The sequence below is a fragment of the Cellvibrio sp. genome, from assembly GCF_053579595.1.
The window spans coordinates 1-12,329 of the sequence record NZ_JBRFPI010000100.1; the positions used below are offsets into that span (position 1 = coordinate 1).

Consider the following 12,329-nt stretch of genomic DNA (forward strand, 5'->3'; position numbering starts at 1 on the left):
CTTCAGATACCGACACTGAAGTGATCGCGCATCTGGTGCAAAAAGAATTAAAAAACACGGACAGTTTATTAGCAGCCGTACAAAAAACCGTAAAACAATTGCACGGCGCTTATGGCACTGTGTTGATGGACAAAAACGATGCATCGCGTTTAGTCGTTGCGCGTTCTGGTAGCCCGCTAGTGATTGGCTTGGGCATCGGCGAAAATTTTATCGCGTCTGATCAGCTCGCGCTCTTGCCGGTGACGCGCCGCTTTATCTTTTTGGAAGAAGGCGATGTAGCCGAAATTACCCGCACGACAATTAGCATTTTTGATAAAGATGGCCAAGCCGTTGAGCGCCAGATTCACGAATCTACCGCGAGTTACGATGCGGGAGACAAAGGCCAATACCGTCATTTCATGCTCAAGGAAATTTACGAACAGCCTAACGCAGTGATGAATACTCTCGAAGGCCGTTTGAGCAGCGAATCGGTAATGGATGAAACTTTTGGCAACGGTGCTGCTGAATTATTCAAAAAAGTAAAACACATCCAAATCGTCGCCTGCGGCACCAGCTATCACTCCGCGATGGTAGCGCGCTATTGGTTGGAAACTTTTTCCGGCATTTCCTGCAACGTTGAAATCGCCAGCGAATTCCGCTACCGCAAATCCTTCGTACAACCTAACAGCATGGTTGTCACCATCAGCCAATCCGGTGAAACTGCAGACACGCTTGCCGCTTTGCGTTTAGCAAAAGAACTCGGCTATTTAGGCAGCTTGAGTATTTGCAACGTCGCGGGTTCATCACTGGTGCGTGAATCTGATTTAGCATTTATGACCCGCGCCGGTGCGGAAATTGGTGTCGCATCCACCAAAGCGTTTACCACGCAATTGGTTGGCTTGGCGATGCTGGTACTGGCCATCGGTAAATACAACGGCCTTTCAACTGAACAACAAAAAGAAATGGTCGCTGCATTAAAAAATCTTCCCGCTAAATTGGAAGAGTCTTTAACACTCGCGCCAAAAATCGAAGCGCTCGCTGAAGAATTTGCCGATAAACACCACGCATTATTTTTAGGTCGCGGTGATCAATACCCCATCGCAATGGAAGGCGCGCTGAAATTAAAAGAAATTTCCTACATTCACGCTGAGGCCTATGCCGCCGGTGAATTAAAACACGGCCCATTGGCATTGATCGACGCACATATGCCGATCATCGTTGTTGCACCCAATAACGACTTGTTGGAAAAATTAAAATCCAATGTCGAAGAAGTGCGCGCGCGCGGCGGCATCTTGTATGTCTTTGCCGATGAAGATGCAAAATTCGAATCAGACGCAACCATGCGCGTCATCAATGTACCGCACATCCACCCCTGGTTAGCACCGATTCTCTACACTTTGCCATTACAGTTATTGAGTTATTACGTGGCGATTATTAAGGGTACTGATGTGGATCAGCCAAGAAACCTGGCCAAGTCGGTGACGGTCGAATAGGCTGATAACTGGTAAATCGGCAATTTGCCATATACAATTAGGCAAATTGCCGTTTCTCAGTTGAGGGCTCTATGCAACACAGCGAATTTACTCCCGAAAAAGCCAATAAAGGCGTATCTGCCCGCGTAATGGCGCGGGTGGGTTCCATTCTCCATATTGGTCTTAAGACCCCGTTGGATGTCGTGCGAGTCAGCCGCGAGGGTATTGTCACCTCGGCGGTGGATTTGTTGGTCGATCAGGGGTTTAACCGGCGCGACCTGGATTGGATCATTCCGCTGCGCACGCTCACCCATCGCCGTGAAAAAGGCCAAAAACTGACCACCGATGAAACCGAGCGCTGGTTGCGCGCGGCAAAAATTTCGGCTTTGGCGCAAGAGGTGTTAGGCGCAGACAAAGCCATGGCGTGGCTAAACAAACCGCGCAAGATATTTGATGGTCTGTCAGCCATGGAGCTGATAAAAACCGAGCCGGGTGCGAGTTTGGTTGAAGAAACCCTTATCCAACTAGATGAAGGCTACTTCGCCTAGTTGAGGCTTTAAGGGAACCGTTATGCCATGAAGTTATGGAGAATCAGCAACTACGCCGATCTACAGGGAAAAGGTGGCCTGAGAGCGTCCGGCCGTTGGCACAATCGCGGCATTCCTATTGTCTATTTATCGGAAAGCCCGGCACTGGCGATGTTGGAAGTGTTGGTGCATTTTGAGTTGGATCTCAGTGAAATCCCCGCTAGCTATCAACTGCTGGAAGTGAACTACAACCAGCGTACGGGTATGTCTCATCTGCACAAAAACGCCCTGCCCGACGATTGGCAAGATGATCGCGAACTCACTCGCGCGATTGGCGATGAATGGTTAACGGGCAGCAGCTCGCTGTTATTGCGCGTGCCCAGCGCGGTAGTGCCGCACAGCTTCAACTATCTGTTTAATCCACGTCATGTCGCTGCTGCCAATGCAGAAATTATTAGTGCTAGACAGTATCCGTTTGATCAACGACTGTTAATCTAAATTACGGTTCAGTTTTACTTTGTACCCGCTTTCACGATTGGACTTCTCCCATGGCCGACCTTTCCCTCACTCAGCTCATCCTCGTTTTACTGATCTTCGTCTGGAGCGGATTTGTACGCACCGGTTTGGGGTTTGGTGGGGCGATGATGGCGTTGCCGCTGTTGTTGCTGGTGGATAATCGCCCGCTGGTGTATTTGCCAATTATCGCGGTGCATTTATTAATTTTTTCGACGCTGACGGTGTGGCAAAACAATCGCAAACAAATGGCGACGGGAGAAAAAAAGCCTTCAACAGTAGATTGGGTTTATCTGAAAAAATCCCTGAAGATAATGATTATCCCCAAGCTGATTGGTGTGGCCGGTTTGTTGACGATTCCGGCGAATATTATGAGTGCGATTATTTTTGTGATTATCTCGGTGTATTCCATCACCTATATTTTGAACAAACCTTTTAAGAGTTCGCATCCGGTGAGCGATGGTATTTTTTTGTCGCTCGGCGCTTACATTAGTGGCACCTCATTGATTGGTGCGCCGCTGATTATGACGGTGTATATGGTGCACGTCGCGCGCGAAAAATTGCGCGACACCTTGTTTGTGCTCTGGTTTATTTTGGTGAGTATCAAGATGGTGGCGTTCATTATTGCCGGGGTAGATTTACAATTGCAGGCGCATCTCTGGTTGTTGCCTGCAACAGCCATCGGCCACTATTTTGGTTTGAAATTTCATGCACGGCTGGTGAGTGCTGATCCGGTGGTTTTTTATCGTGTGATCGGCAGCGCATTATTGTTTGTGAGCGCGTTTGGTTTATTTTCTGTTTACAGGTAAACGTCTTTTGATACTTATCTGTCTTCAATTTAGTGCAAGATTCAATGCAAAAAATAATTAAAAAATATCGCCTTAAACGAAAAATTTTAAAAATAAAATTGTAAATGGTTACATCGACAATATGCATATGGTTTATTTGACAATATCAAAAAGCAGATGTATACCGTGCACTTCGGAATCACCGCGCCAATTTACACAATAATCACAAGCAGTATGGCGCCCGGAAAGAACGCCTGTTCGCAATGAACAGGAGAAGCCTTCCAACAGCCCTCCTCCTTTATCGGTGGTATAGGTTGAGAGGCGTATCGGAGATTAATAATGAAATTAACGACAATCGGCAAGAGTGTCGCTACGGCACTGACTTGCGCAGCAGCCTTGTATGCAACAAGCGCCAGCGCACAAACCCTGACGGCAAACTCAACGGGAACCAATAACGGTTTTTACTATACCTTCTGGAAGGATTCCGGCGATGCTTCTATGGGCCTGCAGGCCGCTGGCCGCTATACCTCGCAGTGGACCAACAGTACCAATAACTGGGTAGGTGGTAAGGGCTGGAATCCGGGTAACAGCACCAGAGTTATCAGCTATTCAGGCAATTTTGGGGTCGATAACAGCCAAAATTCGTATCTGGCGTTTTATGGCTGGACCAGAAGCCCACTGATTGAATATTACGTGATTGAAAGTTACGGTTCGTACAACCCGGCCTCTTGCTCGGGTGGTACCGACTACGGCAGCTTCCAGAGCGATGGCGCGACTTACAATGTGCGTCGCTGCTTGCGTACCCAACAACCATCGATTGATGGTACCCAGACCTTCTATCAATACTTCAGTGTGCGTAATCCCAAGAAAGGCTTTGGTGCAATCTCCGGCACCATTACCTTTGCCAATCACGCAAACTTTTGGGCGAGCAAAGGTCTGGCACTGGGTAATCACGATTATCAGGTACTGGCGACCGAGGGCTATCAAAGCCGCGGCAGTTCCGATATCACCGTGAGCCAAGGCACCGCGACTACCAGTAGTACACCGGCCAGTTCTACCCCAGCGGTTTCAAGTAGCTCGGTGGGTAGCTCAACTCCCGGTGTTAGCGGCGGCGTTACCGTGCGCGCGCGCGGTGTGGCGGGCGGCGAGCACATTAACTTGCGTATTGGTGGCGCTACGGTAGCCAGTTGGGACCTGACCACCAGCTTCCAGGATCTGACTTATGCCGGCACGGCTGCGGGCGATATCCAGGTGCAGTTTGATAATGACGGCGGCAGCCGCGACGTAGTGGTGGACTATATCCGCGTCAACGGCGAAACCCGTCAGGCGGAGGATATGACCTACAACACGGGTTATTACGCTAACGGTTCATGTGGTGGTGGCGGCAATTCCGAGTTGATGCATTGCAACGGCGTGATAGGTTTTGGTTTCACCTACGACTGCTTCAGTGGCAGCTGTTCCGGTGGCAGCACTGGTGGTGGCACCAGCAGTTCCGGCGGTGGTGCTGGCTCCAGTAGCAGCGCGAGCAACTGTTCTGGCTATGTGGGCATTACCTTCGACGACGGTCCTACCGCCAATACTCCCACTTTGGTTAACCTGCTGAAGCAAAACAACCTAACTCCGGTTACCTGGTTCAATCAGGGCAATAATGTTGTCGCTAATGCTAACTTCATGGCGCAGCAGTTAAGTGTCGGCGAAGTACATAACCACAGCTACAGCCATCCGCAGATGGGTAGCATGAGTTACCAGCAGATTTACGATGAGCTGAACCGCGCCAATCAGGCGATTCAAAATGCGGGTGCGCCCAAACCAACCTTGTTCCGTCCGCCCTACGGCACGGTCAATTCCACCATTCAACAAGCTGCCCAGGCATTGGGTTTGCGGGTAATTACCTGGGATGTGGACTCACAAGACTGGAACGGCGCCACCGCGTCGGCAATCGCTAGCGCGGCAAATCGCCTGCAAAATGGTCAGGTAATATTGATGCACGACGGCAGCTACACCAATACCAATGCGGCTATCGCCCAAATCGCCTCCAGCCTGCGTGCAAAAGGCTTGTGCCCGGGCCGCATTGATGCGAGTACCGGTCGTGCAGTGGCACCATCTGGCGGTACAGCAAGCAGTACGCCTGCTGTTTCAAGCAGCAGCCGCAGTAGTACTCCGGCGGTCAGCAGCAGTAGCCGCAGCAGCACACCCGCATCCAGCAGTCGCGCCAGCAGCAGCATTGCCACCGGCGGCGCCTGCCAATGCAACTGGTGGGGCACTCGGTACCCAATCTGCACCGCTACAGCGAGTGGTTGGGGCTGGGAGAACAACAGAAACTGTATCACCACCAGCACCTGCAATAGCCAGGGCACTGGCGGCGGTGGGGTAGTATGTAATTAATCCTATCGGATAGGATTTAAAAATCGAAAGGCCAAAAAGGAATTCCTTTTTGGCCTTTTTAGTGAGGTAAAAAATCCTGGTTTATGGAAAAATTGCGTGGATTTTGACTAATCACTTAGCCCAGGACTTTACTTTCAGTTTGCCAATTTGATACCACTTCAGACCGCTTTCGAGCGAAGTGATCAGTGTCTTTAATGCATTCAGGTCGAGCCGCACATTCAGCGACAAGGCATGCCGCACCGCACCAACGGCTTTGTCATAGGCGGCGCGAACCTCATCGTTGCCCTCATCAAGCATGTCGGTATCACCCGCCATAGTGCCGCCGCCAACGGGTGCCATAGAGACACCCTGAGTACCTACCAGCGCATCGCGGTAGGCAAGGTGCTCGGCGATTACCGGTGCCCCCAATACATCGTTTTCCATGCCATTTGGTACACCTTCGCTGGGATTGAGCCCTTGTTTCTTGCGCGCTGCTTTGGCATCGCGTGCTGCTTTAAGATTTGGTCCGCGCCCCAGAGCTTCAGCTAGCATTTCCATGGTCATTTTTACCACCTGTACACCGCCGGGATGCATCACCACATGACCGGCTGCTCTTGCTTGTCCGGCTTCAAGCGTATCGCGCGCAGCCCAGAGCGCAATCAAATAATCTTCCATCAGCGAGCCATCGGCATTAGCCCCTGCATCGATATGGAATTCAACTTCATTGGCAGCGGCAGAATACTGGCAGCGGACACCGCCAAAGTTTTCAGTCTGGATTTCTTGTACTGTTTGCGAAAATTTTCCCTGCAGTAGTTCGTCTTCTTCTGCGCTCAATTTTTGAATAACATTATGTGAACTTGCACTGCGCATTATCTGTTGCTGTTTAAGTTGCAAAGCAGTCGAATTACGCTGATCGGGAAATACTTGAGCCGCTCTTGTGCCGGCAACGCTTTGTATTGGCTCGGCGTCTTTTTGTGCTTGTTTACTCGTGTAATTCATCATTCGTGCTCGATTATCTATTCAGGAATTATGAATTTTTGAATACATAGTCTGATGTAAATTTTTTATAGTTTAATACCGTAGGTATCATGGGCAGTAACAACGATATTTGTAGCGTCATTAGGGATCACTTTTTGTTTTTTCAAATACTTAATCACTTTGTCTGAGTGGTCTATATAACCTGATGGATGACTTTTCGTCGTAAAAAGGACATCGCTACCTTTACTGCTCTGAGTGAAATTAAATGTTCCCGGTGTACCATTCAAATCATAGGTACCCGAGGCTGATTTGAGGCATACATCGGTTTGTTGTCTCTGGACGACTCCTGTGGCTAGTTGCGCTGTGCCTTCGGTAACAGTTTTCTCTCGCAATTGTATGGCTTTAGTTTGTATCGACTGGGCCTTAGCCCCCATCACATCCGCTTCGGTTTCTAAACTCACATCGTCATTCACGGATGTGCCTTTCATTTGCGTCGTGGGTTTTACACGGCCCTGCGCTTGTTGTACAACGTGCCAGGCTTCGTGCGGTAAATGTTGTTCCTGGCCGGGGGCAACGTGGATGTCGCTGCCCTGCGCGTAGGCGTGTGCATTTAATTGTGCAGGTTTGCTGGAGTTGTAGTGAACTTTTACGTTGTCCAAACTCATACCGGAGAGGGATTCAATACCGCTTTTGAGTTGATTGGGTAGGCCAGTGTTATTGGGTTTTTCTTCGCGTTGTGCGATAGCCTGTGAACTTATGTCTGTTGAAAATTTTCCCTGCAATAGTTCTTCCTCGTCAGCTAATTGCGCGGTCGCAAATTTACCTTGCAGAGGTTCTTCTTCCTCGACACCTGCGCGCTGTGCGGTTGCAAATTTCCCCTGCAATAACTCTTCTTCTTCGGCCCGCTGTACAGTTTCAAATTTTCCCTGGAGCAACTCCTCTTCTTCGGCGCGTTGTACCGGTGTAAATTTTCCTTGTAAGGGTTCTTCCTCCTCAACACCTGCACGTTGGGCTGTTGCGAACTTGGCTTGTGCCGTGTGCATCATCTGCTGCTGTTGTAACTGCACACCGGCTGACACACGCTGGTCGGTAAAAGCCGGTGCGGTTTGTTTTGCAGCAGCATCTTCCGCTGCCTGGGTTTCGCGTGCGGTTTGTTTACTGGTGTAAGCCATGGTTTTGCTCCCGGGTTATTCCTTGCATCTGGTTAATGTGAGTAAAGTCCAAAACACTTGCAGTGTGCAACTTATTTTTCAACATCCTGTGCCGTTTCATTATCATCCGTATCATTCGCTTCAATGGTGGATGCGGGTTGTCGCTGCGGAACAGTAGCGGCTTTTTGGTGTTGCAATAAATGGCGGTTAGGTCTTTGTTCCTTAAGCGCTTTAATGGCGTCTACGCCCGCACCGAGTGCCAAGCCCACGACGACCAAACCTAACAGACTGGATAAATTTAGAATATTAAATGATGGATCCACCACAATTAAATACTCCCACAACACTATGGGCGGCAAGAGCAAGGTGATAACTGCAAGTGGATGCGATAACCAGCGAATATAAACCGGTAATTTTTTACAACGATGTGGATACACATAAAAAATAATGACCAAATAGGCGAGCGCCAACAGTAGCCAAATATTCATTATTGCAATGAGTAACCAGCGATAACCACACAGGGTTTCATTCCAGAGTGATTCGTTATAGCCAGGTGAAAAATGCTTGCCGATGTAACTGTTAAACACAGAGTAATCTTTACCGTCGCTACTGTTGGTATATTCGATCATTGGCCAGAAGCCGCCGCCGCCAAAACTTTCGTGAATGTAGGCAAGGCGTTTTTGTCGCTCGTCAATCTGATGCCGCGTGGAATTGCCATCAGTCTTGACATCCATCTCTGAATAATCGGTAAACATCAGCGGTGCGATAATAGTGCGGTCGGTGCTAGTCGTTACCGCATAAATTTCATCGAGCGCGTTGTAGTAGGGATCTTCCAGTAGCAGGACTACCAAGGTTCTGACAGATTCCTGAATTTCAGGAATCGACAAATTATCGTCGGAATATTTACTAACCTGGGTTAAGAAATCGATATGCCCCGAGCCAAATACTGAACCAGCGCGCAAGAATTCAGATTGGGTGGTCATGATGTTGACGTAAGTGTGATTTTTTATACCGTTCCAACGATCGCGCGTTTCATCCATCTTTGCCAATTCTTTTTTCAATTCTTTAAAAAAAGCATCAAATCTATCTTTAGCAAAAGCGTCCCTCGGAAAATTTTTAAAATAGAAAGTAACCCCGTCACCATTAGTTGGTTGTGCTGCAAGACCCAGCGTCATCAGTGGACGCAAGCGCGAACCCGCATCGGTGAGCGGTGTGCCAAGCAGTTGCAAGAGTTGGTTTTTTAAATTATCAAAAAATATTTTTAAACCAGCGTCAGTATGCAAATCAGCTGCAGACGAAAATTCCTTTTCGATTATCCAGTCCACTTTGCTGCCGTAGCGTCGCGCCTCGCGCATAAATTCTTTGGATTGATCGCTATTATCATCGAGTAAGGTTTTACTGCCAGGGCGGCTATTGATTTGTATTAGTTTGCCGTTGTCGGCTGCGCTTAAGCCAAAATAGGCAACGCGATTGAATGTACTGAAATCAAATGCTTGTGTAGCTGCACCGGCTTTCCAGTAAGGATAAATGCCATAAGCAGTAGTTTGTAATTCTTTGCGTACACAACCGCAGTCCTTGCCTCCACCGTCCCACAACAGGGGGTTGCCGGTAAAGGCGGGCATGGGCTCGCTATAGAGCGGTGCGACTACCGGCTGAAGTTGAGTGCGGTAATAATTGCCCAATTTATGAATGTGGTCTTCGTTGCAATATTTGATGGTGTCGGATGCTTCGCTGGCGATATGCTGGTTAATGTCATCAAATAGTGCTGCTGTTTCAGATGGCTCCAGATTTCCCAATTGGGTATCAAGTGTATTGGATTTATCGAGCTTACAAATGCCCGCGGCTTTGAGAATTTTATTTTTGATTGCCAGATCCAATAATTCGGCGCTAGGGTATTCAATATCCTTAAGTGTTTCCAATAATTTAATTACCGCCGCCGCTACGGGCTTTCTGGTGCTGAGCAGTGCCTGTGCAGCTGTTTCATCCAAGCGGTAATACGCTTGCTCGCTCGCCAACTGGATTTGCAATAACAGCTTATCGACATTAGGTAGTGGTGCTGCTTGTACTGAACTTGAGGCACTCGTGGATGCATCGCTTGATGTTGCCGCTGTTGAAGCAACGGCAGTTGCTGCTGTTTCTATCGCTGCGGTGATAGCCTTGCTGAATTCTTTCTGATCGGTAAATGTTTTATCGCGCAGTGTTGTCAGATTTTCAAACAGCGCATCACTAATGCCCTGCTGATTTAAGTCATTGAGTACTTTATCGGTAATCACATAGTCTTTGTGCGCAAGAATATGAGTACTGAGTTTAGCGCTGATGCTTTTGCTTTCATCGGGAGATAATTTGCCAAGTTGCGCGTTGAGTTCTGCAGTGGCAGATAATTTATCGGGAAATGATTTTCCTGCGATGGCCGTTATCGCCGTATCGGCGGCGGACACTTTTGCGACCGCTCCCGCCATAGCTTCAAAATCATCGGTGCGCAACACATAAAGTTGATAGGGCTCAATAACGGCTGGAGGTTCTGGTTCAGCCACAGCTGGAGGCTCGGGTTGCAGGTAGCAACGCACGAGCTTCTGCAAATCGTTATCGCTTCCCTGCGCAAGTGTTTGTTGGGTATCCAATTCACACGCAGTGATATGCGTGACTGCCCATTGTGCAAAAGCGGTGCTAATCAGGGTTGTCGCATCGTCGCGGTGCTGTGCAGAAAATGTTGCAATTGCGCGCGCGCGCAGCGGCAAATTTTCAACGACATCGGCGGTGCTATCCAATGCAAAATTTTTACAAAAGCGCTGCATCCACGACCAGGTAATCGGGCCGAGTATGCCGTCGTTAAGCGGTTTCCCTTTTCGGCTGGCATCGGTTTGCCAATCACTCTCCTGATGATACAGCTGATACATATCTGCTTGTACCTGCGCAATTACCGGTTTGGGATAGCGTTTATATTCCATGTCGTAGCCGAGACATTTATCTTTATTTTGTGTCGCCCCATCGGGTAATGTCTGTGCTGCTAATGCAAGCGGGAATATCAACCCGAGCAGCACGAGCGGCCATTTGGTATAAAAAGCACTGGTCATGGTAGTTAGAGCGTACGCCCCTCCTTGAGAAGTTCTTTATTGATGCCTTGCAACAAATCGGCTTGTTCAAGCTGGTTGCGGTTCATGCGTGTGGCGCGAATAGCGGCGTAGCGCACAACGTTAGTAAGTGATCCGCCCGAGAGTTCGTATTTATCGGCGAGAAAAGGCAAATCCACATCCTGCGCCAGCAGTTCGCTATTCGGTAATAGGTTTTTCCACAGCCGCAAACGCTCGCTTTCGTCGGGCAGTGGAAAATAAATAATCGACTGAAAGCGACGTGCAAAGGCTTCATCAATATTGGCTTTGATGTTACTGGCAAGAATCACTACACCGGGGAAATCTTCTACCCGCTGTAACAGATAGGAAATTTCCTGATTAGCATGGCGATCATTGGAGCTGCTGGTTTGGGTGCGTTTACCAAATAGGGCATCGGCTTCATCAAAAAATAAAATCCAGTTTTTATTTTCCGCTTGATCAAAAACACCAGCGAGATTTTTTTCTGTTTCACCGATATATTTTGACACTACCATGGATAAATCGATGCGGTAGACATCAACGCCCACGCTCGCACCTAGCAGTGTGGCGGTCAGTGTTTTACCCGTGCCGGGTGGTCCAAAAAATAAACTGCGATAACCGGCCTTAATCGATTTTTCTAATTGCCAGTGTTTCACCAGTGTTTTGCTGTGGCGCAACCAGGTATGCAAGTGCTCGATTTCATCCATTACATCGCGCCCCAGCACCAAGTCATCCCAGGTGAGTTTGCTGGTAATTAATTTTGCCGGAAATTCAATACTGTAATCGGGCTTGTGCACTTGTCCGTGTGTGCAGCGATGCAAAAATTCGGCGGTGACCGAAATCGTGGCATTTAAAAAAGGTTCACCACTGGCTTGATGTTCCAGTTTGATTAGCCGCTGTTTGAGAAAATAATGTTGGTCATCAAATAATTGCAAAGTGGCAAAACGGCGTTGTAATTCCTGCCCGGCCAAAATAAAGACGGCAGTTTCCGCGGTGGGTAAAAAACCGCTGTGAGCTTTGCCGCGCCAACCGCCAAATTCTGTGTAAGTACGACCCGTGATTTGGCTCTGGGTGAAAAAGATATCCAGCGCTTGTGGGCGCAGATGGGGAATCAAACACAATAAAAACACCAAGCGCTCATCAAATCCCATCGCGTAGTCCCGCATAATCTGCGCGTAAGGTGATGGATCATTGGACAAATCCGGTGGTGCGAGGCTGCGTACATCCGCAGTTGCGTGTTGCGTTTCTGGCGTCCCAAAATAATGGGTAAAGCGCAAATTCAAAACAGCATCAAACCAGGCAAGTTCCTGTTCGAGCGTGATGGCATTGGCTTGGCTAATGGTCATGGTGTTTGGTCTATTCATGTAAAGTGGATTAACATTTTTGTTCAAGATTGATCGCGCCAGGACACCCGCAGGGGTTTATCCATCCAACTGTGTTTGATCAGCGAAATACTCCAGGGTAAACG

Annotated in this window: 9 protein-coding genes; 5 read left to right on the forward strand and 4 right to left on the reverse strand. The window is 48.6% G+C overall.

All coding sequences use genetic code 11. From position 1 onward, the window contains the following. From glmS to ACWA6V_RS08405, 5 genes are all read left to right on the forward strand, one after another. A partial coding sequence (gene glmS, locus ACWA6V_RS08385; protein ID WP_449522053.1) for a glutamine--fructose-6-phosphate transaminase (isomerizing) occupies positions 1 to 1,472 on the forward strand: 1,472 nt, incomplete at its 5' end. 71 nt (positions 1,473 to 1,543) lie between these two features. Continuing rightward, complete coding sequence (locus ACWA6V_RS08390) at positions 1,544 to 1,999, forward strand: antitoxin Xre/MbcA/ParS toxin-binding domain-containing protein (RefSeq protein WP_449522054.1); 456 nt, start codon at positions 1,544 to 1,546, stop codon at positions 1,997 to 1,999. Positions 2,000 to 2,026: 27 nt separating this feature from the next. Then, positions 2,027 to 2,476, forward strand: a complete 450-nt coding sequence (locus tag ACWA6V_RS08395; RefSeq protein WP_449522055.1) for an RES family NAD+ phosphorylase — start codon at positions 2,027 to 2,029, stop codon at positions 2,474 to 2,476. Positions 2,477 to 2,526: 50 nt separating this feature from the next. Next, positions 2,527 to 3,300 carry a TSUP family transporter gene (locus ACWA6V_RS08400; protein ID WP_449522056.1) on the forward strand — a complete coding sequence of 258 codons (774 nt, stop codon included), beginning with the start codon at positions 2,527 to 2,529 and terminating at the stop codon, positions 3,298 to 3,300. Between the two features lie 318 nt (positions 3,301 to 3,618). Beyond that, positions 3,619 to 5,664 carry a glycoside hydrolase family 11 protein gene (locus tag ACWA6V_RS08405; RefSeq protein ID WP_449522057.1) on the forward strand — a complete coding sequence of 682 codons (2,046 nt, stop codon included), beginning with the start codon at positions 3,619 to 3,621 and terminating at the stop codon, positions 5,662 to 5,664. Positions 5,665 to 5,775: 111 nt separating this feature from the next. Here ACWA6V_RS08405 and ACWA6V_RS08410 read toward each other — a convergent pair whose 3' ends face one another. From ACWA6V_RS08410 to ACWA6V_RS08425, 4 genes are all read right to left on the reverse strand, one after another. Next, positions 5,776 to 6,645, reverse strand: a complete 870-nt coding sequence (locus tag ACWA6V_RS08410; protein ID WP_449522058.1) for a hypothetical protein — start codon at positions 6,643 to 6,645, stop codon at positions 5,776 to 5,778. 62 nt (positions 6,646 to 6,707) lie between these two features. After that, entirely contained in the window at positions 6,708 to 7,793 is a 1,086-nt protein-coding gene (locus ACWA6V_RS08415) for an eCIS core domain-containing protein (protein WP_449522059.1), read from the reverse strand. 71 nt (positions 7,794 to 7,864) lie between these two features. After that, positions 7,865 to 10,846, reverse strand: coding sequence for a hypothetical protein (locus tag ACWA6V_RS08420; protein WP_449522060.1), 2,982 nt, complete (start codon positions 10,844 to 10,846; stop codon positions 7,865 to 7,867). Positions 10,847 to 10,851: 5 nt separating this feature from the next. Beyond that, positions 10,852 to 12,225 (reverse strand): ATP-binding protein, encoded by a 1,374-nt coding sequence (locus ACWA6V_RS08425; RefSeq protein WP_449522061.1) that lies wholly within the window; start codon positions 12,223 to 12,225, stop codon positions 10,852 to 10,854. Positions 12,226 to 12,329: the final 104 nt, after the last annotated feature.